This window comes from Bradyrhizobium tropiciagri (assembly GCF_018130505.1).
Classification (GTDB): Bacteria; Pseudomonadota; Alphaproteobacteria; order Rhizobiales; family Xanthobacteraceae; genus Bradyrhizobium; species Bradyrhizobium tropiciagri_B.
Genome location: NZ_JAFCKH010000003.1, coordinates 79,214 through 105,842 on the forward strand (window position 1 = coordinate 79,214; position 26,629 = coordinate 105,842).

23 protein-coding genes are annotated in these 26,629 nt (G+C 62.6%); 11 read left to right on the forward strand and 12 right to left on the reverse strand.

Translation table 11 applies throughout. From position 1 onward, the window contains the following. Positions 1-12: 12 nt before the first annotated feature. From JQ633_RS08040 to JQ633_RS08060, 5 genes are all read right to left on the reverse strand, one after another. A complete protein-coding gene (locus JQ633_RS08040) occupies positions 13-621 on the reverse strand; it encodes a response regulator (protein ID WP_211984359.1) in 609 nt (202 codons plus the stop codon). After that, positions 618-1,388 carry a sensor histidine kinase gene (locus tag JQ633_RS08045; RefSeq protein WP_211984361.1) on the reverse strand — a complete coding sequence of 257 codons (771 nt, stop codon included), beginning with the start codon at positions 1,386-1,388 and terminating at the stop codon, positions 618-620. The genes JQ633_RS08040 and JQ633_RS08045 overlap by 4 nt, the downstream gene beginning before the upstream one ends. Beyond that, positions 1,354-2,277 carry a restriction endonuclease gene (locus tag JQ633_RS08050; protein ID WP_211984363.1) on the reverse strand — a complete coding sequence of 308 codons (924 nt, stop codon included), beginning with the start codon at positions 2,275-2,277 and terminating at the stop codon, positions 1,354-1,356. The genes JQ633_RS08045 and JQ633_RS08050 overlap by 35 nt, the downstream gene beginning before the upstream one ends. Before the next feature lie 944 nt (positions 2,278-3,221). Continuing rightward, positions 3,222-4,958 (reverse strand): hypothetical protein, encoded by a 1,737-nt coding sequence (locus tag JQ633_RS08055; RefSeq protein WP_211984365.1) that lies wholly within the window; start codon positions 4,956-4,958, stop codon positions 3,222-3,224. Between the two features lie 14 nt (positions 4,959-4,972). Then, entirely contained in the window at positions 4,973-5,620 is a 648-nt protein-coding gene (locus tag JQ633_RS08060; RefSeq protein ID WP_211984366.1) for a hypothetical protein, read from the reverse strand. A gap of 552 nt (positions 5,621-6,172) precedes the next feature. On the opposite strand from JQ633_RS08060, the gene JQ633_RS08065 reads away from it, so the two are divergent. Beyond that, the gene (locus tag JQ633_RS08065) at positions 6,173-6,532 is read left to right on the forward strand and encodes a hypothetical protein (RefSeq protein WP_211984369.1); all 360 of its coding nucleotides are present in this window, start codon (positions 6,173-6,175) and stop codon (positions 6,530-6,532) included. 28 nt (positions 6,533-6,560) lie between these two features. On the opposite strand, the gene JQ633_RS08070 is transcribed toward JQ633_RS08065, so the two are convergent. Further along, positions 6,561-7,052 (reverse strand): MarR family winged helix-turn-helix transcriptional regulator, encoded by a 492-nt coding sequence (locus JQ633_RS08070; protein ID WP_211984371.1) that lies wholly within the window; start codon positions 7,050-7,052, stop codon positions 6,561-6,563. A gap of 315 nt (positions 7,053-7,367) precedes the next feature. On the opposite strand from JQ633_RS08070, the gene JQ633_RS08075 reads away from it, so the two are divergent. The 3 genes from JQ633_RS08075 (at position 7,368) to serA (ending at position 12,334) form a co-directional block, all read left to right on the forward strand. Beyond that, entirely contained in the window at positions 7,368-8,948 is a 1,581-nt protein-coding gene (locus JQ633_RS08075) for a porin (RefSeq protein WP_211984373.1), read from the forward strand. Between the two features lie 885 nt (positions 8,949-9,833). After that, the gene (locus tag JQ633_RS08080) at positions 9,834-10,976 is read left to right on the forward strand and encodes a dienelactone hydrolase (RefSeq protein WP_211984375.1); all 1,143 of its coding nucleotides are present in this window, start codon (positions 9,834-9,836) and stop codon (positions 10,974-10,976) included. 101 nt (positions 10,977-11,077) lie between these two features. Further along, positions 11,078-12,334 (forward strand): phosphoglycerate dehydrogenase, encoded by a 1,257-nt coding sequence (serA, locus tag JQ633_RS08085; protein WP_211984377.1) that lies wholly within the window; start codon positions 11,078-11,080, stop codon positions 12,332-12,334. Between the two features lie 253 nt (positions 12,335-12,587). On the opposite strand, the gene JQ633_RS08090 is transcribed toward serA, so the two are convergent. Continuing rightward, entirely contained in the window at positions 12,588-12,944 is a 357-nt protein-coding gene (locus JQ633_RS08090) for a hypothetical protein (RefSeq protein WP_211984379.1), read from the reverse strand. 214 nt (positions 12,945-13,158) lie between these two features. On the opposite strand from JQ633_RS08090, the gene JQ633_RS08095 reads away from it, so the two are divergent. Beyond that, positions 13,159-13,581: a VOC family protein gene (locus JQ633_RS08095; RefSeq protein WP_211984381.1), complete on the forward strand. Its 423-nt coding sequence runs from the start codon at positions 13,159-13,161 to the stop codon at positions 13,579-13,581. A gap of 448 nt (positions 13,582-14,029) precedes the next feature. On the opposite strand, the gene JQ633_RS08100 is transcribed toward JQ633_RS08095, so the two are convergent. The 5 genes from JQ633_RS08100 to JQ633_RS08120 all read right to left on the reverse strand — a co-directional run bounded on the left by JQ633_RS08100 (position 14,030) and on the right by JQ633_RS08120 (position 17,921). Continuing rightward, positions 14,030-14,299 carry a hypothetical protein gene (locus tag JQ633_RS08100; RefSeq protein ID WP_211984383.1) on the reverse strand — a complete coding sequence of 90 codons (270 nt, stop codon included), beginning with the start codon at positions 14,297-14,299 and terminating at the stop codon, positions 14,030-14,032. Between the two features lie 146 nt (positions 14,300-14,445). After that, positions 14,446-14,676, reverse strand: a complete 231-nt coding sequence (locus JQ633_RS08105; RefSeq protein WP_211984384.1) for a hypothetical protein — start codon at positions 14,674-14,676, stop codon at positions 14,446-14,448. Between the two features lie 233 nt (positions 14,677-14,909). Further along, positions 14,910-15,650 carry a Fic/DOC family protein gene (locus tag JQ633_RS08110; protein WP_211984385.1) on the reverse strand — a complete coding sequence of 247 codons (741 nt, stop codon included), beginning with the start codon at positions 15,648-15,650 and terminating at the stop codon, positions 14,910-14,912. 1,348 nt (positions 15,651-16,998) lie between these two features. Further along, a complete protein-coding gene (locus tag JQ633_RS08115) occupies positions 16,999-17,265 on the reverse strand; it encodes an HGGxSTG domain-containing protein (protein ID WP_349631536.1) in 267 nt (88 codons plus the stop codon). Next, positions 17,262-17,921 (reverse strand): hypothetical protein, encoded by a 660-nt coding sequence (locus JQ633_RS08120; protein WP_211984386.1) that lies wholly within the window; start codon positions 17,919-17,921, stop codon positions 17,262-17,264. Before JQ633_RS08120 ends, JQ633_RS08115 begins: the two co-directional genes overlap by 4 nt. A 400-nt stretch (positions 17,922-18,321) precedes the next feature. Here JQ633_RS08120 and JQ633_RS08125 point away from each other — a divergent pair, with 400 nt between their 5' ends. The 6 genes from JQ633_RS08125 to JQ633_RS08150 all read left to right on the forward strand — a co-directional run bounded on the left by JQ633_RS08125 (position 18,322) and on the right by JQ633_RS08150 (position 26,618). Then, positions 18,322-20,643, forward strand: a complete 2,322-nt coding sequence (locus JQ633_RS08125; RefSeq protein WP_211984387.1) for a molybdopterin guanine dinucleotide-containing S/N-oxide reductase — start codon at positions 18,322-18,324, stop codon at positions 20,641-20,643. 105 nt (positions 20,644-20,748) lie between these two features. Beyond that, complete coding sequence (locus JQ633_RS08130) at positions 20,749-21,795, forward strand: alpha/beta fold hydrolase (protein WP_211984388.1); 1,047 nt, start codon at positions 20,749-20,751, stop codon at positions 21,793-21,795. A 100-nt stretch (positions 21,796-21,895) separates the two neighbouring features. Further along, the gene (locus JQ633_RS08135; protein WP_211984389.1) at positions 21,896-22,888 is read left to right on the forward strand and encodes a L,D-transpeptidase family protein; all 993 of its coding nucleotides are present in this window, start codon (positions 21,896-21,898) and stop codon (positions 22,886-22,888) included. Between the two features lie 57 nt (positions 22,889-22,945). Further along, the gene (locus JQ633_RS08140) at positions 22,946-23,818 is read left to right on the forward strand and encodes an AraC family transcriptional regulator (RefSeq protein ID WP_211984390.1); all 873 of its coding nucleotides are present in this window, start codon (positions 22,946-22,948) and stop codon (positions 23,816-23,818) included. Positions 23,819-23,897: 79 nt separating this feature from the next. After that, on the forward strand, positions 23,898-25,535 hold the full coding sequence (locus tag JQ633_RS08145; RefSeq protein ID WP_211984391.1) for an ATP-binding cassette domain-containing protein: 1,638 nt from the start codon (positions 23,898-23,900) through the stop codon (positions 25,533-25,535). 39 nt (positions 25,536-25,574) lie between these two features. After that, positions 25,575-26,618 (forward strand): ABC transporter substrate-binding protein, encoded by a 1,044-nt coding sequence (locus tag JQ633_RS08150; protein ID WP_211984392.1) that lies wholly within the window; start codon positions 25,575-25,577, stop codon positions 26,616-26,618. Positions 26,619-26,629 lie beyond the last annotated feature (11 nt).

Sequence of the window (26,629 nt, forward strand, 5' to 3'; positions counted from 1 at the left end):
CACGAAAATGCCCTAGCCTTTCGCACCTTTAGTCAAGGCCTTCATTTGAGCGGGCGTCACGCCGTAACGAGTGTAAAACGATTTTCGCTTTGCAGGGACGCGAGGCTTCTTTTTCTGATTGGGCTTTGACTTGGGCTTGACCTTTCGGCTGCGAGCCGGAGCACTGGCTTGTTTGTGCCATCCACTCGGCGAGCGATGGATCGTGCTTTCAATGTGATCCTTCAGGTCCCTTGCTCTGCCTTTCAGTATGTATCTGCAATCAATGAGGCCCGTGTATGAGTCGACGTCATGTGAATCGTGAACCGAATAGACCATCACCTGGAAAGAGTTATGTCCGGTAGATCGAGCCCTGCGCGCGGCCATCAGGCCCGGATACCGAAAAAACTCCGTGCCAAGTGAAGCAAGAGGCTGCGCAAGGGCAGGCGAGTGGGGAATGCTTAGATCGACCACTACGTATCGATACCGTGTATGCTCTAGCGCATCCAAGGCGGACTGAAGGTCTTCGGCGTGAATGATCTCGAATTTGCGTGCAACGAAGTAGTCAGCAAGCCACTCAGTGTTGAATGGCTCGTCATCGATGATCAGAACGGTGTCGAGCTTGTCGTCGAACACTTTTTTCATATCGACGCTCCCGGCAGACGAATAGTAAAAACGGACCCGGCGCCTGTCGCGGCATATGTGATTGATCCATTGTAGACACGAAGAATCAGCCGACAGATGTAAAGGCCCAATCCCGTGCCGCTGGCGACGAGCCTTTGCGCGTTTTCGCCCCGGAAGCCCAGTTCAAAAATCTTGTCCCACAATTCTTTTGGAAGACCCTCTGACTGATTGATCACTTCGATCAGGAGGTCGTTCGATTTCTTTTGTATGTGGCACCGAACGATGATGTCGGATGAATGATGTGCGTACTTAACGCCGTTATCAAAGAGATTGATGAAAACCTGTCTTAGCAGAGCCGGTTCAGCCATCACCTTGTATTGCGTCTCCCGATCAACCAGATGAATCTTCATATTCTTCTTGCGGGCCGTCTCCTGAAAGAATTGAGCAGCCTGAATCAAAATCTGGGGAATTACGGTGATCTTGCCGACATGGCGCTCACGGTAAAGAACCGGGTCACGGCTGTATTCCGCAAGGAAAGCGAGATTGCGGATCAATTCGATGCAGTATTCAATCTGGCTTCGCGACGCGTTGATACGTTGCTTGATGCTTCCCTGTGGCACATCGCCCTGAACGATATTGTCGAGCGTGCCACACACTCCGTTTAAGGGGTTTACCACCTGATGTACAAAATTCGACATCAGTGTGAGGCTGAATACCTGCTCTTCTTGATACGCTTTATCTTCTGCCATCACCTCACCGCGCTTTAAGAGTGATTTCTGTGCTTTCAAGGTGCCAATCGATCATCCCAAAGGTGCTCACGAGACTGAACAACGCGTTTGTGCGCAATGCGGCAGTTGTGGCAACCGTGATCACTAGATTCCCGTCGTCAGTTCTGCACTCGACGGCGTTGAGGCCCAAAACGTTCTTAATAGTCGCGAGCGCGGCTCGAAGACTGGTAGCGTCGAATCTATCGGCTGGCAGTGGGGCAGGTTTGCACCACTCAAATGTATCCCTGTCGGGCTTAAACCGATGGGTGATAAATCGACCGTGCTTTCGAACATCCTCAATACGTTTCGAAATAAGCTCTGTGAACACAGCGATGAGCGTCACTCTGTCTCTGGATTTCTGACCAAATTCCACGGCTGCGTCGGTAGCCTGTGCGAGCTTCATCAGTTCAGATATGATTCTCTCGAAATCGACATGGAGGGTTTGGGGATTTTTGACTAGCCCATATTTCACAGCTACTTGGCCGTGAACGGTCAGCAACTGTTCCAAATAGTAAAAGGGCCACACTCGAATCTGAACTCCGCGCCGTTCGTTGTGTCGCTGAATTTCATCACGGCACGGCACAGATACATTTGACGTCGTCACGAGCAGTAGGTAGTCCGCCTGATGATTTATCGCGACGGTGAGCTTACCGTAGACGGTCGACCAGTCGATGGATTGATTGTACCGCTTACATTCTATGTACCAGCGCTGTCGTACAGTCTCGCCTGAAAAGTCCACACTAACAACGTCACCTTCCAAGTCGCGTCCGCCGTCTGCGGCTGGAGTGCGCCATCTTAGATTCTGGACGCCCGATAACAGCAGAACGTCGTAGGTGAGGTTCTCAAACTGCTCGGGGGGCAGGCGCTTCAGCCCTGTGACGATACTTGAATTGACGCGTGTTGCCGCCATCGTCTCCCCGGCTTTGTGCGAATCGGAAAGACAACAGCGTGAATAGCCGCAAACTGAAAATCAACCAGAATGACGCACCCGTCCCAAATGCCCTACTGGGTTGGGTGGGTTGAAGGTGGTAGCAGGCCGTGGTAGCAATGCCTCCGCAGCCGAGCCGATTTGCTCATGTTTTTCAGTGGCTTCCTATGCCGCCCTTCGTCTCCCCTAGGGAGCGCCACAGTTTTTGATGAATGGCGCGGAGATCCGTCATTCATTTAGGGCGGTCGGCACGACCTTGAGCCTCCTACCGGAGGCAAAAACTTGAAATTACCAATTATTCCTCCCAATCCACGCGATGTGGGCGGTTCGCTTTACCCGAAAACTTCGGCGTGGAGCGCGAATGTAACTGCCCGAGCGGCCAACAAAACGTACAACATTTCGTCCAACATTGAGGTCCGGCGATACGCGCGATCTCTGGGCTTCGAATACCTAGATAATACTCAACTGGTTCAAGCGCCCGCCGAGAACCGACTTGAGGCCCTCTTAGGGGCAAGCTGGAAAATGACGCGACGGCGCGGACCGCACTACTAGGCACGCAGTCACAGCCCTCGATCCTGATCTCCAAACTCCTCGACGAATACGAAGAACTTGTAAGGGACGAGATCAAGGCACAGTCCCCAAACCAGTTGCGGGTCTGGCGCACAAGCGCGTCGTCAAGGAGTTGGTCAAAGCTGTCGGTGACAGGGCGGTCACCGAGCTAACCGATAACGATGGCCTCGATTACGTCGAGTGGTGGCGCGGGCGCGTTACGGCAGGTGAGGTGAGGGCGAGTTCCGCTAACAAGTCGATGGGCACGCTAAGCGCCCAATAGCGCTCCCTCATGCTGACGGGTCAGCGACGCTGCCGCGCAGCGTCAACGCCTACGGCTCTTCGTTGGCGCCATCGCGAAAGGCAGGGCGGTTGTTCTAAGAATCCCACCCCTCGATGCGGATGTGCCGGCGAACTTCAACGGCGCGTTGCGGCGGCTCCACATGCACCGCGAGCCCCTCGAACTCAAAGTCCCGCTGAAGGCTTTCAGGCGGCGGACGAAGAAGGTCGATGTCCAGCTTCCATATTCCGGGAGCGACCTGCCTAGGAATGACTTTGGACACGTGTCCCCCAGCATCGGTGATCTTGTCGATGACTTGGGGCGTTATTCGCTTTACGTCTTTGTCATTCATGAACGCCTTCATACCGTTGCGGCCGGCGTCGGCAGGTCCCTCAAGCGGTGCGCCCACGCGTTCCGACGTAGATGAACCCTGGGGCGTTCCACCATGGTCAGAAATTGCAGCCTTGAATATATCAACGTGAAGGAGTTTTGCAACGCGGTCGACTGGGACCGCAAATGATTGAGATTTATGGGATTTTGGGCTGGTACTGTCGCCGCCACCGATCACGAATCCGCACAAAAAGTATTTCCCGTCGACCCGCCTGAGGAGCGGCGCGCCACTGTCTCCCTTCTTGGTCAGGGGGAGCGGCAAGGGATCCTTCCCGTCAAACATCTGCTTGTTTTCAAGCACGATGACTTCCGTATACAGGATCTCCGTCGCGCTCTCGTCTTTCATCGTTACGCGCGTACCGGTCGTGGCAACGACTTCGCAGGGCACGAGCCGTCCGTCAGGACCTTTGTAGATGAAGTACTCCCCGTCGAACTCGCAGTGCGTGGTCCCGGCAAGCTCAATCCAATCTGTCCCGTGCTGGATTTGATTGCTGTGCGTGAACGACGGCTCCCATCTCAGGAAAGCAGCATCCATTTCGTTGACCGCGCCGTTTTTGAAGTCGTACGCAAAATCGGTGGCGAGGTCGGTACGGCTGAGCCGCGCGATCGTCATTGGCTCCCGGCCGCGACGCAGGAGTAGCTCGTGACGCAAGCGGTTCACACCGGGCGTGACAAGGGCATGGCCGGGAACAACAACTCCCGTCTCCCCACCGGGGCGGCTCGCAAAAACAGCGATCCGGCACGAACGCCGCGCGCTGGTGTCGACGGAATCCGCAATGCGGACGGGATCATTTTGATGGAAGACGGCGGCGTCGTTCCTAAGATGAACCTGAATATTGCCGAACGCTTGGGTCAAGTTGTTGAGATGCCCTTCGAAGCTTTTCTCGAGCTCCAGGAAATTGACCTTGCGCTTCGGGTTTCTCAGACAATTCAACTTCAGTGAAATGCGCCATTCGCTGTCTTTCAGCTTCCGGCTTGGATAGATCGTGTACGTGATAGGGTTTTTTGCGCGCGTGCCCGCAACCTGTTCGAGGCGCTTGCGTGCGTCCTGAAGCTGTTCGAGGAGCTCCTCCGGCAGGACGAATGCGTCAACGTGCCATTCAACGAATAACGGCGTGCCATTATAACTGGCGAGGTCACCGCGTGCGTACTCGGCGCGGGTCAGCGATGAATAGACCTGGAGCCGATGCGTCTTTGAAACACTCAGCGTCTGGCGCATGGCCCTGGAAGACGTCAGGCGTTGGATGCTCTTATCCTCGGCGAGAACCTTCTCCTTGATCAACTGACGTTTGCTGAATTCCTCGGCAACGAGCGGCGCCTCGCGAGGCTCAATAGTAAGAAACACAGAGTTTCGGTTCTCGGCAAATCCGGCGGCCACCAGGTTGGCTTCGATCCACAACATGGCGAGGCGAACGGTAAGATCAATGTCCCCGATATGATCCATGAACGGTCCCAGCCCTACTCATCCGATCCAGCGCCATCGCTTGGATCGGAGCCTCGAATAGCCATGTCGTTCCTGCGAAGCCGTGCTGCAGTGTCTTGCAATTGCGCGAGTAATCCTTGGACGGCCGGATTGGAAAGCGCCTTTGTGGCGAGCGTACCGACCCATTTGGAAAGCTGCGCGGTCGAGATCTTGACCTTGAGTTTTTCCGAGATTTCTTTTCCGCCCTCGGTGCGCTTTGCCACCCGCTCGTAATCGAGGTTCACCACGATTAAGCCGACCACGACGAGCGGCAGGAAGACCTCCAGCGGCACGCTCCCGAACGACTGAGGACTATCGGTGATCTTGGAGATGCCGACGGCCGCCTCGGCACGTTCCGAGACGTTCTTCTTGACATCACTGTCTTCAAATTGCGTTGCGTTCGATTGTAGCGCCTCGAACCTTTGAGCGAGGATGGATTGGAGCGCGTCGTAGTCGGACGTCGAAAAGTCACCTTTGTGCTCTTCAACGAGCGCCTCGGGCACAATGGCGGTGAATACGGACCAAGCGTCCTCGTGGTCGGAATGGCTCTCGTTAAGCGTGGACTGAATCACTTCCCGAGCAAACGAGATAGACGCCTCGACATAGTCCGCCGAAGCCGCGGACGCCGCAGCTGCCCCACCCATGTTGTCCCCCGCGAACCCGTCAAATAACTGCAATATCTATGTGCGCAGCTCTCTATCATTGCAACCTTAAGTGCGCAACACGACAGCTAAAATTTCATTAACGGAAAGGCCGCCCGCACAACGATTTTGGATGGAGCGGTGGAAAGCACGCGCCTGTCACAGAATTGTTATAAAGACCCGTGCGAAGAACGTCGCGCTCAATACCAACCGCCGTTGCCGTTGACCGGGCAAGAGCAGATGCCTCGCAGATATTAGGCCAATCACCGGCGAGCGCGAACAGGGAAAAAGCCGATCCGCCTCGCCAAGTGGGCCGAGAAATCCGGCGCATTGACAATGCACTTCGGAATCGCACGAAGCAGCCGGGGGACGTCGTACGCGCCATCCCGCACCTGAGCCGCATAGGATCAAGCCGGCTCGGACGGTTCTTTAGGGTGCCGCCACCCGCAGATATAAGAATTTCCGTGTCGTTTTCGAAAGACGCTCAGCTCGTTTAGCATCCGACGGCGCCGTCACGGCGTTCGCGGGCGCTTGCTATTCCCGCGGCGATCGTGATTGTCGCGCTGGTTCTGGCGGGCGCGTATTTTCGTTGATGCGGCGCTCGTAGTGTCCGGCCAGCTCCAAAAGCCGGCGCTTGATGAAGGGGTCCGCCTTCTCGGCCAATTCCTTGACCGTCCTCAGGCGTTCGCGGCAAAATTCTTCGTCCATTGGAAACTCGGTCTGAAAATCCGAGTTTATGTTCGCGCATTTGATCTGAGTATGAAGCATCCCACAAAAGTTGTGAGTTCCGTGCCGGGCTTCATCGGCCCACTCGCGACCCTGCCGCGCAAGGCTCCCGTCAGGGGACGTAATGCTCGCGAAATCAAATATGACGGCAAGCGCGTGCAGCTGCGCCGGGGCGATTTGGTTCACTGAGTTCGGCGAGGCCGACTCGTGATTCTCCTCACAGCTCGGCCGAGATCCTCAGCATCGCCTTTTCCAGCCGGCTCTTGATCGCGCTCATCTTGCTGGTCAACTGCAGCAGCTCCTTGAGGTCGAGCTCGGCGTAGACGGACTCGTTCAGCTCTTTGCGCTGCGAGGACAGGCTCGCCATCTGCTTGTGGGCGTGGTCGGTCAGCGACAGGTTGACGACGCGTGCATCCTCGCTCGAACTTTTACGGCGCAGCAGGTTCTTCTTCTCGAGCAGCTTCGATTGCGTCACCACGAACGACTGGTCGACGCGCAGCGCGCGCGAAACGGCGCCGACCGGCATGCCGATGGCGCGGTCGTCGGCATTGGCCAGCACCATCATGATCATCCATTGCGGACCGGTGATTCCGATCATCCTGGCCCAGATGCCGCGCAACTCGTCGAGGCGGACGCTGGTCGACACGATCTCCCAAGCCAATCGCTCAGCCGCATCCTGGAATTTATCAGTCGATCTGCGCTCGTTCATGGCCTTCCTTACGAATAAGTCATCTTCACAGATATCCGGCTCGTTTTGAAGGCGGCTCGGCGAAAATGTTCATCCGGGCGTTGCCTGAATGACACATGCAGGGCAAAACCAGAAAGTGATTAAGTAATATAAGTTGAGCATGTGAAGAACTAATGCATAGTCGCGGTATGGACGGAGGGGGGCACCCGCCGTCTGGCACCTGCGGTGGCAAAGTCGACCACTGGCATCTCGAAAATCGCTGCGGGGCAGCGGCTTTCGGGAGGGGACACTTTTGTCGCTTTGCCGGCAACGCAAGGCATCAGTTGGAGGATAAGCATGAAGATGATCAAGGGCCTTTTGTTCGGCTCGGCGGCGGTTCTCGTCGCGAGCAGCGGAGCTCAGGCGGCCGACCTTCCGGTCAAGGCCAAGGCGATCGAATACGTGAAGGTCTGCTCGCTGTACGGTCCCGGTTTCTACTACATCCCGGGCACCGACACCTGCATCAAGCTGGGCGGCTATCTGCGCGTTGAAGTTCTCGCCAACGGCAACTCCGTCTACACCGGCAACACCTCGGGCGCCGGCGCCGCCAACAACCGTTTCACCAACGGCTACACCTGGCGCTCGCGCGAAGACCTCAACGTCGATACGCGCACCGCGACCGAGTACGGCGTGGTCCGCACCTTCTTCGATGCGACCTTCACCTGGACCACCGACAATTACGGCGGAAACGGTGCGGCTCCCGGCGCGACGGTGTACGCACCGCTCGGCGGCGGCGGCACGGTTGCTCCGGGCTCGGCTCCGAACAACGGGGGCGCCGGCAACGGTTCCTACGGCACGGTCGGCGTCTACTACGCCTTCATCCAGTTCGCCGGCTTCACCATCGGTAAGGCGGTCTCCCAGTTCAGCACGCCCTGGGTCAACTATCCGGGCAACAGCTACGACGGTCTCGTCGGCGGCGGCGGCACCGTCACCGGCGTGAACCAGTTCACCTACACCGCGGACTTCGGCAACGGCGTGTCGCTGTCGCTGTCGGCGCAGGATCAGGCCGCCTACTACCAGGCCGGCGTGAACAACCTCGGCCTTGCCGGGACTGCCGGTCTCGGCCCGTACGGCGCCAGCGACTATGCCGGCACGATCTCGCCGGACTTCGTCGGCATGCTGCGTGTCGATCAGGCCTGGGGTCTGTTCCAGGCGTCGTTCGCCGCGCACGACAATCACGCGGCGTATTACGGTGCGACCGAGTTGACCGGTCATCCGGACGACAAGTGGGGCTGGGCTGGTCAGCTGGCCCTGTCGATCAAGAACCTCCCGACCGGACCCGGCGACACGATCAACTTGCAGGGCGTCTACACCGACGGTGCGACGCGCTACAACATCCAGGACCTCGCCGGTTCGGCCGGTGCCAACACCATCTTCAGCGGCACCAATCTGCTCGGCGCCTATCAGAGCATCGGCTTCGGCATCGCGCCGGACAGCGTGTTCGCGAGCGGCGGCCAGCAGCAGCTGGTACAGACCTGGGGCTTCCGTGGTGCGTACGTCCACAACTGGAATCCCTATTGGAACACCAGCATCTACGGCGCCTACGCCGGAATCATGTATAACGGCACCGCCAAGAGCCTGATCTGCGGTCCGACCGGCACCGGTGTCGGCGGTTCGTTCGGCGCCAATTTCGGCACCGCCGGCCTGACCTCCTGCAACCCCGACTACAGCATCGGGCAGATCGGTACGCAGACCCAGTGGACCCCGGTCAAGAACCTGACCTTCTCGGCAGACTTGATCTACACCCACCTCGACCAGAAGTACGCCGGCACGATCACCTTCCCCGGCAGCGGCGGCATCGGCAAGCCGGCGGCGATCTATCAGCTGAAGGACCAGGACACCGTCAGCCTCCTGCTGCGCGCTCAGCGCAACTGGTGATGCCGGTCGACCAGATCCGATCCTGAAAAACAGAGCCCCGCCGGGAAGCCGTCGGGGCTCTTTGTTGAACCGAGGCTCCTTGTTGAACTAAGTGTAAATTATATGATTTACTAACGTAATGAGATCATGTACAAACGGGTGTCAGCTTTTGCTGCCGACCATGAGGAGACCTCCAAGATCTTCATGAACTAACCTCCAGAAACCTCCGGCAATGCCCTGCCGGAGGTTTTCATTTTTCGGAGTGCGCTCCGTGCGAGAAGCGGTACTCGCGTCCTGAAGCAGGAACCGCGAGCGACAAACTCGGAAACAATTCGCAGGCAGGCATAAGCGCAGCGCAATCCTGCGCGGCCATATCAACGATTGCGATCGCAGAATCATTTCAACTAAATGACGAAGTGCCGCCGCGTTTTCTCCGGAGCGGGTGATGGGCGTTGGACGATCCAACATCTCGCATCGTTTTCGGATCGGCGGTCGAATTGGCGCACGCGAACGTACCGACCAGCAAACCAGGTGCGCGCAAATCAGGAGAGGAAGTTGATTGCCGCCGGATTCAATTCACGTCGCTCTCACGTCAACGTGACCAGATCGAGCGCATATCTCCCCAAATGCAGGTAATCTCGCTGACTGCACATTTCCATAGGCTGTGTCACAATGCCTCATACTGAGCCGCAAGCGTGCTGAACGACCGCGTTGAGCGTGTCCACTTTGCCGGTCGGGTCTGCTGCGCCGGAGACATCGCTCGACGATTCCGTGGCGACGACAACCGCAAGCGCCGGCTGTCGCGACCGACCGGCGCTCGAACATCCGGACGACGCGCAGCCGAAGCCGTGCCTGCCAAGAACACGATGAGGACTCTTTCCGAGCCGCGAACGAGTTGACCAGAAAATGCATGGGCACCGCCGGGCGCAAGGCGCCAATTCAAGCAGCGTCGAGTTCGATGACAAGGGCTGGCCCTGTTTTCCGGATCGCGAGGATCTGTCGGCGGAGTTCATCAGGCTGCTGGCTGCCGCGCAGGAGGGCGGTTCGACGGTTTCCGAATGCTGGCTGACGTTGAGCCGGATCAATCTCGCGTCGGAAATCTCTTGGGCGGAAGAGTGGATCAAGACCGCTGAAACGAACGAGGCGCGGGCCGAGCTGTCGTCCCTGAACGGCAACCTGATCACCGCCCGCCGCAACTGGCTCCGGGCCATCGGCTATTTCCACGCCGCCGCACGGCCGTTCGGATATTCCAACGATCTGCTGGAATGCGCCGTCGACGGCATGCGGCGATGCGCGAAGAATTATCTCGGCAGCCGGGTGCCGGCCGGCCGGATCCTGTCGATTCCCTGGACACCGGACCTGACGCTCGAGGCCTGTTATCTGCCGTCGGCCTTCCGCGAGGATGCCCCCGTCATCGTCTGCATCGGCGAGCCGGGCTCCTACAAGGAAGAGCTGATCGCCAAGTACGCCAGTCACGCGAACGAGCGCGGGCTCTCGCTGCTGACCGTGGATCTCTTGGGCACGCGGACGACGTTGTCGCCGGTATGTCTCGAGAGCAACCGGTTCGAAGCCGCCATGAGCCATGTGCTGGATTTTCTGTCCGAGCAGCCCGGCGTCGACAGCAGCCGGATCGCCATCGTGGCGGACGCGTGGAGCTCGTCGCTGGTGGCCCGCGCCGCCGCAAGCGATGCCCGGTTTGCGGCCGCGGTTTGCGACGCCGGCATCTGGGACCTGCACGAGAGAAGTTTCTTCTATCGGCACGCGAGCGGCCGCGGCCGGGCCGGCTGCCCCGATGAGCCCAACGCGATTTCGCGCAGCATCGATTGCCCGCTGCTGGTCACCGCGGGCGAGGGCGGCTGGCTGCTGCCGGACTCCCTGATCGAATTCGGCGACGGGCTCGGCAACGTCCATCAGGACGCCAGGCTGATCCTGTTCCGGCGCGCCGAGACCGCGGCCATGCAGGGCCACATCGATAATCCAACCCTTGCCAATGAAGTGATCTTCGACTGGCTGGAAGACCGGCTGCGGCTGCGCAAGGGCCTGTCCTGAGCCGGCGCGGGGCGGGTCTGGAGTAGCCGGGCGAGATTGGCTAGAACGCGGCGCATGCGCGACATGCGCGCCGACAAGCTCTCGCCGAAGGACCCGCCATCGTGGACAACACGCCCCAATTCTCGCTCGCCAAGGACAAGATCCGCGTCCTGCTGCTCGAAGGCGTCAACGACAGCGCCGTGCAGCTGATCGAGGGCGCCGGCTATTCCAGCACGACGCGGCTGGCGAAGGCGCTGGAGGGCGCGGCGCTGAAGGAGGCCATCAAGGGCGTCCACATCCTCGGCATCCGCTCGCGCACCCAGATCACATCAGACGTGCTGGAGGCCGCGGACCGCCTGATCGCGATCGGCTGCTTCAGCGTCGGCACCAACCAGGTCGACATCGACGCCGCGCGTCGCACCGGCATTCCCGTCTTCAACGCGCCGTTCTCCAACACCCGCAGCGTCGCGGAACTGGTGATCGGCGAGATCGTGTTCCTGTTCCGCCGCATCCTCGCGCGCTCGAATGCCGCCCATGACGGGCGCTGGGACAAGTCCGCCGACGACAGCCTCGAGGTGCGCGGCAAGACGCTCGGCATCGTCGGCTACGGCAATATCGGCTCGCAGCTGTCATATCTGGCGGAAGCGATGGGCATGCGGGTGATCTTCTACGACCACACCGACAAGCTGCGCCACGGCAACACCGAGCCGACCGCGACGCTGCACGAGCTGCTGGCGCAGAGCGACGTCGTCAGCCTGCACGTTCCGGAGACGCCGGCCACTGCCGGCATGATCGGCCGCGACGAGATCGCCGCGATCAAGCCGGGGGCGTTCTTCATCAACAACAGCCGCGGCACCGTGGTCGATCTCGACGCGCTGGCCGAGGCGCTGCGCGCCGGCCGGCTGCGCGGCGCCGCCGTCGACGTGTTCCCGGTCGAGCCGAAGTCGAACGCGGACCGCTTCGTGTCGCCGCTGCAGGGCCTGCCGAATGTGATCCTGACCCCGCATATCGGCGGCTCCACCGAGGAGGCGCAGGAGCGGATCGGCGCCGAGGTCGCGCGCAAGCTGGTCGACTACAGCGACACCGGCTCGACCATGGGCGCGGTCAACTTCCCCCAGGTGCAATTGCCGGCGCGCCCCTTAGGGACGCGCTTCATCCAGGTGCAGCGCAATTTGCCCGGCATGCTCGGCCGCCTCAACGAAGTGCTCGCCCGCCACGCCGTCAACATCGCGGCGCAATATTACGAGACCGCCAACGACGTCGGCTACGTGGTGCTCGATGCCGACGCCTCGGCCGCCGACAGCCAGCGCGTGCTCGCAGACATCCGCGCGCTGGAGGGAACCATCCGCGCGCGGTTGCTGTACGAGCACAAGATCTAACAGTTACGATTCACCTCGCCCCGCTTGCGGGGAGAGGTCGGAACGCATCGCAAGATGCGTTCCGGGTGAGGGGGAGCCTCCGCGAATCCAGCTGTCACCGTGTTTGCGGGAACAGCCCCTCACCCCAACCCTCTAAGAGCGAGCTTCGCTCGTCTCGACCCCGTAAGAACGGGGCGAGGGGGGCAGCGCCCCGTCGCCAGAGCGGGCGGCACAACATGCCGGGAGCGCCAAGCCTTCCCGATCGCCGGGGTGATCACCAGCCGGCGTAGTAGGGACGTCCCCATCCGCCATAGCGGGGGCCGTAGTAGCCGCCATAGGCGTAGGGACGGTAGTAGACGCGCGGCCGGTAATAGCGCGGGCCGTAATAGCCATAGCCCGGGCCGTACGCATAACCCGGGTAATAGCCGGGCCCGCCATAATAGTAGGGCGACGCCGCCGCGGCCGCGCCGAAGGCCAGTGCGCCGGCCGCGAGGCCGAACCCGATGCCCGGGCCCCAGCCGCCGCCGTGCCAGCCTCCGCCGCGCCAGCCGCCGCGCCATGCTTCGGCGGGAGCGACCGTGGCGGCCGAGATCGCGCCGACCGCCAGGACCGCGAGTGCAATTTTCCTCATCCTGACCTCCATAATGGTGTGCAGCGTCAATGCGTTGAGGCGCGGCTGGTTCCTGCGACCTTCGGCTGCGGCCGTGATGACCGGTTTTGCGGGTGGCTTCCCCGCGACCGCCCGGCTCGCGGAAGGCTGCAACGCAATAAAATTCAGGCGGCGATGTCGGCCCCGGTGAGGCCGGTTCGTCCTAGGGCCGCAACCAACAGGAAGGCCCCGCCAGATGCCGAAAATGATCTTCATCAACCTGCCCGTCCGCGACCTCGCGCGCGCCACCGCCTTCTATCAGGCGATCGGCGCCGTCAAGAACCCGCAATTCTCCGACGACACCGCATCATGCATGGTCTTTTCCGATACCATCCACTCGATGCTGATGACCCACGACAAGTACCGCCAGTTCACCAGCAGGACGATCGCCGACCCCAAGACCACCAGCCAGGTCCTGCTCTGCATCTCGGCCGACAGCCGCGCCGAGGTCGACGACGTCGTCGGCAAGGCCGGCGCCGCCGGCGGCGTGGTCGATCCGTCGCCGGTGGACGAGTACGACTTCATGTATGGCCGCAGCTTCGAGGATCCCGACGGCCATCTCTGGGGCGTGAACTGGATGGATATGGCGGCGTTCGAAAAGGCGATGGCGCCGGGTTGAGGTCCCGGCGATCCGGCGGCGCGCCTGCGCGCCGCCGCGCTCGATGCAGCCGCCTTGCCCGTGGCGTCGATCGTCAGTCTGCCGAGATGGATCGCCGGCCGCAGCAGCCCCGCCAGCTCGTGGGCGAGTACGGCAGGTCCGCGCTTTGCGAAGCAGGCTTCGGCGCTGTTGAACTGGCCGCAAACCGGTTCTTCGACGCAGAAGCCGATGCAGTCTGCTCCGCCAAGTCTCTGGACGATGCCGTGAACGCCGGCCGTGCTGCTGCCGATGTTGTCTTCAAACCGAAGTGCCTGTGCATCCGGGCCTCCATCAATGTCCACGCGGCTCGCGCCGTGCGCCGTCCCCTCTCCAACCGAGCACGTACTGACGATTCAATTAAGACGCCTTGACCGGTTTACCCACAGCGCAAAGGGAGAACCGTAGTCTTCCGGTAGCCGCGCGATGCGAACTACGCCGCGTCGAGCCGGGACGTCTCCATGACGCGCTTTTCGAGCGTGGCAATGGTCCCCTTGAGATTTGCGCAGCGCTCGTTCAGCGACCTCGCCAGGATCGGATACCTGGCGTCCGATCGGTTGGAGATCCCCGCGCGCTCTTCCTCGGCCGCGATGTCGGCTTCGATCTGCCGGCAGGCCAGGACGAGGTCGGACAGCATCCTGCCGATCTTCGACTCGAGCGTGGTGCCGGGGCGACCTGTTCCAAAACGACGATGCAAACTCATTTGCGTGCTCCGCGTGTCTGAGTTCAGCACACCGGACAACCCGGCGCCGAACTGTTCACGCCCACATCGCAAATCGCCTGCCAGGAGCGGGCCCGCAAGAAACCGGGGCGTCTGGCGGCCCCGGCTGCTTCAGAGCAACGAACGGCTCAGGTGACCTTGCCCTGCATGCACGCAATGATGAAATCTCGCGGCTTGATCGCCCCCTTCGTGAACCCGCCGCCCTGAAAGCCGCGCTCGCGCGCGAGCTGCTTGCACTTCTCGAGCTTCTGGGCATTCACCGGCCGCGCTCCGGGCTGTTGCTGCGCCGACGCAAACGGTGGGACTGCCAGTGCCATCAGACTGGCGGCGACGAGCGAGCACACAATCAATCGAAGCATGAACCCCTCCCACATGAATTGCTTTTGGAAATGTATTTCTGAAAGGTCGGAAGCGTACCGCAGCACCGGCAGGTGGGGAAGGGAGGTTGAGACTGGCAGCGCCCCGTGATTCTACGGCGTGGGGAATGACTGAAGCTGTGCGAAGGGCTGCAGCCGTCGCATGACGGTGACGGTGCCTCTACCTCCTCGTTGATTGAATAAATGCGCTGTCACCGCAATTCCGGATCGAAATTTCAGGAGGCGGTGTCGGGCTTGGTTTGCTCGTCGCGCTTGAGTTGCTGCTGTTCGTACTCGGCTTGTATTGCCGGATCGTCGTTGCTTCCGCGAACGGCGTCCGTCTCGCCCGTGCTTCCATCGAGCCCCCTGGTTGCAGCGATGTGTTCCGTGAGATCGCTCACCGCCGAGCGGATGTAGGGTTCGAGATATTTATCGAGGATGCCTTTGCCGGGCTCGTCGAGCTCTTTCGTGAGCGCTTGCAGGTAGGCGGTCTTGTCCGTGGAGGCCCAATCGATGCTGAAGCCGGCGCGCTGAGCCAATATTGCGTGAACAACCATGATCGTGCGGCCATTGCCATCCAGAAAGGGATGGCCGTGCGCCAGATAGCCCATGACCTCGCCGGGCTTCCGGCGCATGGTCTCGGCGTCATTGCCGAGCTTCAAGGCGTACTCGATTGCGCCTTGGATGGACTTAGGATGCGCAAACAGAACGCCGCCCCTGCCAACGGCGATGTTCGGCGCCGTCTGGAGTCGGTCCTGTCCCGCCCACGGATACATCGCCTCGAAGAGGGTCTCATGCGTGGCGAGTACGTCCGCGTAGGTCAGGGCCTTCCTTTTCCGGAGCGCCGCGAATGCATCGTCTATCCCGGTTGTGAAGGAGGCATGTTCGAGCCTCCTTACAATCGCGGCATCTTTCTCTTGGGCAAGATTGCGTAGATATCCGCGCGCTTCGAAGTCGCCGAACGGATCAAACGTCACGGCCTGGCTTCGCGCAAATAGCGGGCCTGGAGAAGGATCATTTCCGAGCGCGTAATCCGCGCCGCACGGACGAGGCCAATAAGCAACCGCTCAATCTCGTCCAACTCGACCGTATCCCCGGCCAGGCGTGAGATATGGTGGGCCAGGCGGTCATTAGGACCTTCGGAATAAGACACGTGGGACGTCCGGGCGAGGGTCCGGATGTATTCCGCGGTCGAGGGGGCCGTTACCTTATCCATACCGATAATATAGCGTTTTCCGGCTGAGATTCCATTAACGAAAAGGCATCTAAAATCAGTAAGTTGAATGAGCCTTTGGTCGCGCTCGTATGGCTTGAAACCGTCAGGCGATCCCTTAGCTACGTAAAGCCGAAGAAGAGGTTCAATTGACTAAACTTTTGATTGCGCCGGCAAACCCCTATCGCGGGGGATAACCACAGCTTCCCGGTCCCGGATGCGCGGCGGAAAGAAGCAAGTGATGTGGGAAAAGTCTCATCATGGATAGCGGACCATGTTCAGTATGTCTTGCGTAGGGTCTAGTTGGTAAGAAGACGCGCATTCTGACGACCGATGTAGAAAGAAGCCCTGGCGCCAAGCTGGGGCTTTGCCTTTTTTCGGCGTTCAGGTTTCGAGTTGTGCGCTTCTTGTCGGCCTATAGAAAAGCCAACCGCGTTGGCGCGCCGGGATCCCTCCGCGTCGTCGTGCACGCGGCAGCGCGTCCCCCCACTTGAGGCGGGACGTCAGCTCTCCTTTGCGGCCTCGCGCCGGTAGTCCTCGGCCGCCTTCTTCAATGCTCCAATTCGCACATACAAAAAAGAAAGGGCCCCGGAAGCGGGAAGCGCCGGGGCCAAGTCTATACAAGACAATTGTCAGGCGCTCGTGATGCACCCTAGCGGCAACCACGCGAATGGACCGCATATTCACCATACCGGGTATAGAGGTTCCAACAAGCCGGGCCACGCGCATAGGCCTATGCCTATGCCGGGAAAAAACGGCAATGCGTGGCGCCGATCGTCGGGGTCAGCCGATCAGCAGCCAGCTCGCACCGATGATGAGCGCAACAAGTGCCAGACCCGCGAGGCTGTACTCGACACTGTCCATGTCAAGCTTCTCTCTCCCTAGAGGCGGGCCGGCTCCAGCGCTGTCCTCCCGGGGCTGGCGAGGTAACGCGCCGGAGCCGATCTCCGCGCCCATTCGAGCGCGCTATTCACTATATCGGGAAGAAGTGGCAATTGCCATGGCCCGCTTGGGCTACTCCCGGGCAAGCGTGCTGGTTCCCTCTCGCTTGTGTCCCGGCCAGGCAGCACCCGCCGTCTCCTCTCGCGAGAGGACAGGCCAACAACAGCCGACTACTTCATTTCATTCAGCAGCTTCCGCGCTTCACCCAACAACATCCGGATCTCCCTCCGCTCGGCGATCGCGGCATTGCTGAACAGCCCGTGCTTGTGCGCGTTCCGGTTTGCCAGGGGCGCGCCGGACCCTTCGGCGCCGCCGTGCATGCGGCAGCGCCTCTTGCCGCGCACTGCCGGCGCGCGGCACGCACCACCGCTGCGGGTTTTTGCGCCGCAGCGCGGGCTCGCCAGCATCGCGCCGGTGTGTCTGGTGTGATCGCTCACGCCTCTGCTTGCGCCTCGGCATTAGCGGGCTCGCGCCGCCGCCGCGAGCCTGCGGCCTTCGCCTTCCGCGCCGCGCATGCCGGCTGCTGCTCCGCAACGATCACGCTCGCATGCTGGGTGACGTTGCCGACGATGGCGTTGCCGCCGTCCTCCACCTTGACGTTCTGCACGGTGATGGCGGGCTCGCTGTGGCTGCGGTGGCGGTTCAGCGCCTCGATCTGGGCGGGAAAGGTGCGGGCGAGCCGGCCGAGGGCGCGCGCGGCGCTGTCGTGCTGGGCGAGGTCCTTGGCGTGCGCGAGGTGATGGGCGCAGCGCATCGCCATCACATGCACCGACACCATCTGGGCCACCAGCATGGCCTCGATGGAATCCCGCGGGCGAATGCTGTTCACCATCGAGATCATGAAATTGAGGTTGACCTCGTCGGGGTTGCCGCCGCTCACGCTGGCCTTGACCAGTTGCCGGAGGATGCCGTCCATCGCCTCGCGGTCGGCGACGCCGAGCGCATTCGCCATCAGCTGCTCGCCGAGCGCAGGGTCGGGATGGTCGATGGCGTAGCCGTGCGGCGAGAATTTCAGCCGCGGGGTGGCGGCAGCCGGGGTCGGGCCGGCGGCGGCGATCGCCGTTGCCGTCGTGGGGGCGGGAATGGGGGTCATGTCGATGTGTCCTGGCGGGCGCGATCCGGCCACGCGCCGGCGATCGCTCGCCGCGGGCAGCAGGTCGCGCGTTTCGATTGAGATGAGGATGTTCGGGCGTTGAAGCGCAAGCCGGCGCGTCCGCCGGGGCGGGACGATGCGTTGGCTGCACGATTTCGGAATATTGGAAGAATGCCACTGAGTTGCCCGACGTGTCAAGCGATCAGTTGCGCGCCGGCGGCCGCCTTCTACTTTGCATGGGGTTGTTCTTCGGTAATTGGGCAGCGCGCATCACGGAGCGCGTGGCCGCCTGCGGTTCCGGCAACCCTCAACCCCGCGACATTGCCGATTGGATCATTATACTGGGCCGGTTGTTGCACCCGCAGCGGCCGGTCGCCGGCCTGCGGATGAAGGAGACACGATGAGCGATACACTCGGCTTCCCCGATCCCGGCCTCGACCTGTCCGACGGCTTCAAGCCGCACACCTCGCATTGGGGCGTGTTCTCGGCGCGTCTCGGCAAGGCCGGTCTCGAGGTCAGGCCCTACGCCGCCGATCCCGATCCGAACCGCATCATCGACAATTTTCCCGGTGCGCTGCGCCACCAGGCGCGCATCGCCCAGCCGGCGATCCGCCGCGGCTGGCTCGAGCGTGGCCCCGGGCCCGATGACCGCCGCGGCCGCGACGAGTTCGTCTCCGTCAGCTGGGAGCAGGCGCTCGACCTGCTCGGCGGCGAGCTTTCGCGCATCCGCGACACGGTCGGTCCCCAGGCCGTGTTCGGCGGCTCCTATGGCTGGTCCTCTGCGGGCCGCTTCCACCACGCGCAGAGCCAGGTGCATCGTTTTCTCAACATCGCGCTCGGCGGCTATGTGCGCTCGGTGAACACCTATTCGTCCGGCGCGTCCTCGGTGCTGCTGCCGCAGATCCTCGCCGGCTATGAGGAGATCACCAAGCGCAACGTTACCTGGGAGCAGATCGCCGCCGAGACCGACATCGTGCTGGCGTTCGGCGGCATGGCGCTGAAGAACTCGATGGTCGCCGGCGGCTCGATCAGCAAGCATGTCGAGCGCGGCGCCATGGACGCCGCACGCCGGCGCGGCTGCGAATTCGTGCTGGTCAGCCCGCTGCGCGACGATTTGCCCGTCGAGGCCGGCGCCGAATGGATGACCGCGCTGCCCGGCACCGACACCGCGCTGATGCTCGGCATCGTCCACACGCTGGTCACCGAGGGCCTGCACGATCAGGCCTTCCTCGATCGCTACACCGAAGGCTGGCCGGTGTTCCTGCGCTACCTGACCGGCGAGAGCGATGGACAGCCGAAGACCGCCGCATGGGCCGCCGCGATCTGCGGCATCGACACTGATGTGATCAGGACGCTCGCGCGCCGGCTCGCCGGGCGCCGCGCGCTGATCACCGTCTCGCATTCGCTGCAGCGCGCCGAGCATGGCGAGCAGCCGGTGTGGATGGGCATGGTGCTGGCGGCGGCGCTCGGCCAGATCGGCCTGCGTGGGGGCGGCTACGCCTATTCGCTCGGCGCCATCGGCTACTACGGCCGCCGCGTCAACGCGGTGGCGGGGCCGACGCTGTCGCAGGGCCGCAACGGCGTCGCCGACTTCATCCCGGTGGCGCGCATCGCCGACATGCTGCTCAATCCCGGTACCACCTATCGCTACAATGGCGAGACGCGCAGCTATCCGGACATCCGCCTGGTCTATTGGGCCGGCGGCAATCCGTTCCACCACCACCAGGACATCAACCGCCTGCGCAAGGCGTTCGCGCGGCTCGATACGTTCGTGGTGCATGAACTCGCCTGGACGGCGACCGCGCGGCACGCCGACATCGTGCTGCCCTCGACCATGACGCTGGAGCGCGAGGACATCGGCTATTCCACCAACGATCCGCTGATGGTCGCGATGCATCGGATCGCCGAGCCGTTCGGCCTTGCGCGCGACGACTACGAGATCTTCGCCGACCTCGCCGAGCGGCTCGGGGCCCGCGAGCCCTTCACCGAAGGCCGCACGTCGCGGCAATGGCTGGAGCATCTCTACGAGCCGACCCGCCGCTCGCTCGCCGCACAGGGGCTCGAAGCGCCGAGTTTTGCAGAGTTCTGGGAGCGCGGCAGCCTCGTCGTCCCGCAGCAGCCCGACGATGGCGGCCAGTTGCGCCGTTTCCGCGAAGACCCGATCGCGCGCCCGCTGCCGACGCCGAGCGGACGCATCGAGATCTACTCGGCCAAGATTGCTGCCCATGGCGATGCGGACTGCCCGGGCCATCCGGTCTGGCTCGACAAGACCGACATGCCGCGGCCGGATGCGCCGTGTTTCCTCGTCGCCAATCAGCCGGTGACACGGCTGCACAGCCAGCTCGATTTCGGCGGCCATTCGCTCGCCGCCAAGCACCGCGGCCGCGAGGTCGCGCGCATGAATCCGCGTGACGCCGAGGCGCGCGGCATCAAGGACGGCGACATCATCCGCCTGTTCAACGGCCGCGGCGCCTGCCTTGCCGCGGTGCATGTCACCGACGGCATCGCGCCCGGCGTGGTGCAGCTGCCGACCGGCGCCTGGTACGACCCGATGGACCCGGACGAGGAGGCGCCGCTCTGCGTCCACGGCAATCCGAACGTGCTGACGCGCGACATCGGTACCTCGTCCTTCGCGCAAGGCTGCACCGGCCAGCTCACCGTCGTCGAGGTCGAGCGCTTCAACGGCAATCTGCCGCCGATCCGCGCCTTCGATCCGGTGTAGCGGGGCGGCGCTGGATCACGAACAAATCATCGGCGCACCGCTGGATGGCACCGGCGTGATCGGCTACGGCATCGCCAGATCATTCTGACCTTCGGATCCCGCCAGATGCAGCTCAAAGCCCTGTTTCATGCCGCAATTGCCGCGACGCTCACGCTCGGCGCGTCCCACGCATTCGCGCAATCGGCGAGCGAAGAACCGGCCTACGGACCGGAGCTGCAGGGTTTCGAGTATCCCTATCCGGTGCAGCATTATCGCTTCAGCTCGCAGGGGCAGGAGCTCGACATGGCGTATCTCGACGTCAAGCCGGCGACGCCGAACGGTCAGACCGCGGTGCTGTTCCACGGCAAGAATTTCTGCGCCGCCACCTGGGACGGCACCATCAAGGCACTGAGCGGCGCCGGCTATCGCGTCATCGCGATGGACCAGATCGGTTTCTGCAAATCCAGCAAGCCCGAGCGCTATCAGTTCACCTTCCAGCAACTCGCCGGCAACAGCCGCGCGCTTCTCGCCTCGCTCGGCATCGAGCACTCGATCATGGTCGGCCACTCCACCGGCGGCATGCTGGCGATGCGCTACGCGCTGATGTATCCGCAGGCAACCGATCGTCTCGTGTTGGTCGATCCGATCGGCCTCGAGGACTGGAAGGCGAAGGGCGTGCCGTGGCTCAGCCTCGACGGCTGGATGCAGCGTGAGACCCGCGTCTCCGCCGACGCGATCCGCGCCTATGAGCGCGCCACCTACTACGCCGACACCTGGGATGCGTCCTACGAAACCTGGGTGCAGATGCTGGCCGGCATGTATCGCGGCCCCGGCCGCGCGGCGGTGGCATCGAGCTCGGCGCGACTCTACGACATGATCGCGACGCAGCCGGTGTTCTACGAATTCGAGCAGATCAAGCCGCCGACGCTGCTGTTCGTCGGCGACAAGGACACCACCGCGATCGGCAAGGACACCGCGCCGCCCGAGATCCGCAAGACGCTCGGCAACTACCCGGTGCTCGGCAAGGAAGCCGTGAAGCGGATTCCGCATGCGCAGCTGATCGAATTCCCCGATCTCGGCCATTCGCCGCAGATCCAGGCGCCGGCCCGCTTCCACGAGGCGCTGCTCGGCTGGCTGGCGCATCCGGAGACCGGCGGAACGCGGGTCAAGTAAGGGCCTCGCGGCACGACACAGGAACTGCGCATCCGCTCGGCCGTTCTCTTCATCGAAATGCAATCGTGTGGAGAGCATCGGCTAGGCGAGAGGCGCGGCAATGTCGTTCGGGAAATCAAGCAAGGTCGGCATGATCCTGGCTTTCGCCCTGGTGGCTGCGCCAGCGCTCGGCGCCGGGATGGACGCCGCCGCCATCGAAGCCGCCGAGCCGTCGAGCAAGACACTGTCGAACGAAAAGCCGACGCCGCCGGGCGTGCGGTTGCAGGTCCTGCTGGATCGCGCGCACTTCTCACCCGGCGAGATCGACGGCAAGTTCGGCGAGAACGCCAAGAAAGCGCTTCGGGCCTATGCGGAAGCCCGGCAACTACCGAGCTCCGACGCAATGACCGACGAGGTCTGGACGGCGCTCCGCGGGGACAATCGCCCCGTGATGACCAGCTACACCATCACCGAACAGGATCTCGCCGGCCCGTTCCTGCGCAGGCTTCCCGCCAAGATGGAGCAGATGAAGGACATCCCGAATCTCGGCTTCACCAGCCCGCGCGAGATGCTGGCCGAGCGCTTTCACATGAGCGAGCCGTTGCTGGCGAGCCTCAACCCGGGGCAACGCTTCGACCGCGCCGGCGCGACCATTGTCGTGGTTGATACCGCGAGTGCCGCGCCGCCGGCGAAGGCGGATCACGTCGAGGTCGACAAGAATCGGCAGGTCGTAAAACTGTTCGACAAGTCGAACGCGCTGGTCGGCTTCTATCCGGCGACGGTCGGCAGCAAGGAGAAGCCGTCTCCCACCGGCAACCTGAAGGTTACCGAGATCCATCGCAATCCGACCTATCGTTACAATCCGGACTACAAATTCAAGGAAGTCCGGTCACGCAAGCCGTTCACCATCAAGCCCGGTCCGAACAATCCGGTCGGCAATGTCTGGATCAATCTGTCGGCCGAGGGCTACGGCATTCACGGCACGGCTTCGCCGGGCAAGGTCTCCAAGGCCGAGTCGCACGGCTGTGTGCGCCTGACCAACTGGGACGCCGAGCGGGTTGCGAAGAGCATCGCGAAGGGCACCGTGGTTGCGTTCGTCGATGATCCGAGGTGACGGCAGGCTGATTCCGGCGATGGTATCCGGCGCCGAGAGGCCCTATAATCGGCGGCGATGCTGCGATCCTTCGACATGCTGTGCGCGACGGCGTCCGCGAATGCGGTCGTCGCGGCGGATTCGAGGCAAGCCCTGCTCGCCAGCCCATCCGGCGCTTACGCGATGCCATGGCACTGGCACGACTGCATGATGTTGCTGCTGCCGCGGGTCGGCGCGCTCGACCTGTGTCACCAGGATCGCCCCGAGGGCGCGTGGATCTCGGAGGACCGCTTCGCGGTCGTGCCGGCCAACCATGCGCATCAGACCAAGGCGCTGCGCGACACGCAGGCGCATCTCGCTTTCTACATCACCGATCGGGCACTGCACCGGATCGAGGCGCAGGCGGGCTCGCTGTCCCGGGTCAAGCATCGGGTCCGCGCCACCGCCGTGTTCGCCGCAACACCCGAGATCGCAACGCTGCGCGGTCTATGCCGGCAGCGGGATGCGGACCGGCCCGACATCGCGCTCCGTCACATCTCGGCCGCGCTGCTCGCGAGTTGCTTTCTCGAGATCGAAAAAGCCGATCCGTTGCCGGCGGCGACATCGCGCGGCCATGGCGCCGCCCTGGTGCGGGAAATCCAGGCCTTCCTCACCGAACGTGCGGCACAAGAGCTTTCACTCGATGCGCTCGCGGATCGTTTCGCGACATCACGCCGGCATCTGACCCGGCTGTTCCGTGATCTCACCGGGCAGTCGATCGCCGAGTATCATCACGACACGCGAATGGCGCTCGCGCGCCGGATGCTGGCCGGCACCGACCTGCCGGTAGGAGAGATCGCCTTCCGCGTCGGCTTCGAGAGCGGCTCGGCGCTCTCCCGCGCAATGCGGCGGACCGAAGGCCGCTCGCCCTCGGACGTTCGCCGGGCGATGGCCCGTTCGGTCAAGAATTAGGGCCCGGACGGACGCGCGCCGTCAAACGCGCTTCGTATAGCGTTGCTCCCGCGTATGAGAGGTACGTCGGGAGGCTGTCGTGATCGAGGTCGGTTCGGACGATCTGGTGATCTTCACCAACGTCACCAAGACGTTTCCGCTGGTCGGCGGACGGTACACTGCGATCCGGGACGTGACACTGCGGATCCGGCGCGGACAGATCGCCATTCTGCTCGGTCCGTCCGGCTGCGGAAAATCCACCCTGCTCAATCTCGCGGCCGGTCTCACGGCGCCGACCCAAGGGCAGGTCATCTATGGCGGACGGCCCGTCACCGCGCTCAATCCCAACGTCGCGTACATGACGCAGGCCGATCATCTGCTGCCCTGGCGGAGCGTTGCATCCAATATTGCCGTGCCGATGGAAATCGCCGGCATCCCGCGCGCGGAGCGGCGCGAGCGGATCGAACGCCTGCTTGCGCTGGTCGGACTTGCCGACTTTCCACAATCGTATCCCAGCCAGCTGTCGGGCGGCATGCGCAAGCGCGCAGCGCTCGCCAGATTGCTCGCTGCCGATCGCGAAACCCTGCTGCTCGACGAGCCGTTCGGCGCGCTGGATGCGCAGCTGCGCCTGACCTTGCAGGCGGAGCTCTTGAAGATCTGCCGTGAATTGAACAAGACCGTGCTGTTCGTGACGCATGACATCGAGGAAGCTGCGGCCCTCGCGGACGTCTGCGTCATGTTTCAGGGACGGCCGGGAACGATCGCCGGGGTGATCGACAATCCGCTGCCGAAGCAGCGCGATCTGAAATCCGCTGCCGAAGCAGCGCGATCTGATGCGCCTGCGCTTCGATCCGCGGCACCACGCCTTCACCAACGAGCTCTGGGGCATGTTGACCTCCGGGCTCGGCGCCGGCAGCACAGATGCGGCGGCGATGTCTGGGGAGCAACGGCCATGATCTCCACCAATCGCACCGTGCTCGTCGGTGCACGGCTACTGCTTCTCGCCGTGCTGTTGCTGCTCTGGCAATTCGGATCGACCCTCGGTCATTTCGACTTCTACGTCTCGACGCCCGGTGCGATCGGCGCGAGCTTCTGGTCGCTCCTGCGCTCCGGCGACTTTGCCTTCCATGCCGGGATCACGACGGCGGAAGCGCTGCTCGGATTCGTCATCGGCGGTAGCTGCGGCGTCGTGGTCGGGCTGGCGCTCGGACGATCGGCATTCCTTGCCGACGTCCTCGACCCGTTCCTCACCGCGTTCTACAGCCTGCCCAAGGTCGCGCTCGCGCCGCTGTTCGTGCTGTGGTTCGGGATCGGGATCGAGATGAAGATCATCCTGGCCGCGGTGACGGTGTTCTTCCTGGTGTTCCTCAACACCTACACCGGCGTGCGCAACGTCAGCCACGAACAGCTGCTGGTGATCCGTCTGATGGGAGCGAACGAACGTCATCTGCTGACCAAGGTGGTGGTGCCTTCGGCGATCACCTGGGTATTCGCGGGGCTGCGGCTATCGGTGCCCTACGCGCTGATCGGCGCGGTCGTCGGCGAGATCATCGCATCGAACCGCGGCCTCGGCTTCCTCGTATCCGACGCCGCGGCCAAGTTCGACACCGCCGGCGTCTTTGCGGCGCTGCTCGGCATCGTGGCGCTGGCGATGCTGCTGAATTTTGCAGTCAAGCAGGCCGAAACCCGCCTGATGCCGTGGAAGACGGCCGACGAGTTGCGCGAGGCGACGGTCTGAATCTCACTTGCCAATCGATCGGATCATCGGGGAAACATCATGATGCTCTCTCGCCGTGACATGCTGGCCGCCGCCGCGGCCGGTCTGACCAGTGTCGCCGGGCCAAAGCCGGCGGCCGCGCAGTCGGTGCGTCCGCGTGTTGTGCTCGGCCAGCCGTCGGAGGGATTCATCTACCTGCCGCTCTACGTGGCGCGGAAGCTCGGCTATTTCGCCGACGAGGGGCTCGACGCCGAGATTGTCGTGTTTCAGAAGGGCGGCGCCGAGGCGCTCGCCGCGGTGCTCGGCGGACAGGCCGACATCTATGTCGGCAATCCCGGCATTCAGCTCCGCGCCCAGGAGAAAGGGCAGGCCGTGAAGAGCTTCGCCGCCGTGCAGAGCCAGTTCGGCTCCGACCTCGTGATTGCCAAGGAAGCCGCCCAGCGAACCGGGATGGCCGGGCTGAAAGATCCGAAAGCGAAAGCCGCCGCGCTCAAGGGGCTGACCATCGCCGTCGCCGGGCCCGGCAGCCTGACCGACCTCATGGTGCGCCACATTGCGCGTTTCGGCGGTCTCGATCCGGACCGCGATCTCACCATCACACCGATCGGCGGTGGTGCCAACATGCTGGCGGCATACGCACAAAAGCGGATCGACGGCTATGCGCTCTCGGCACCGACCTCGACCGCAGGTGTGCTGCGCTTCGGCGGTCTCAGCGTCTTCGACTTCGCCAAGGGAGAATACAAGCCGCTGGCCGACATCGCGTTCTATACGCTGATCGCGCGCAACGACTGGATATCCGGTCAGAAGGACAAGGCGCAAAAGGTCGTCCGCGCGCTGTGGAAGGGACTGCGCTTGATGAAGACCAGCCCGGACGAGGCGAAGGCTGCGGTTCGATCGTTCTTCGAGAAGACGCCCCCGGATGAATTCACATCGGCTTGGACCCAGAACGTGGCGGCTTTCCCGGCAACGCCGCGGATCACCGCTGATGGCATGCAGCGCAACTACGATTTTCTTCGCGATGGTGAAGGGAAAGCCGTTACGGTGCCCCTTGCGGACAGCTTCACCAATGAAGTCGTGGACGCAGTCGCGCCGAGCATGGGCTAGCTGCAACAAGG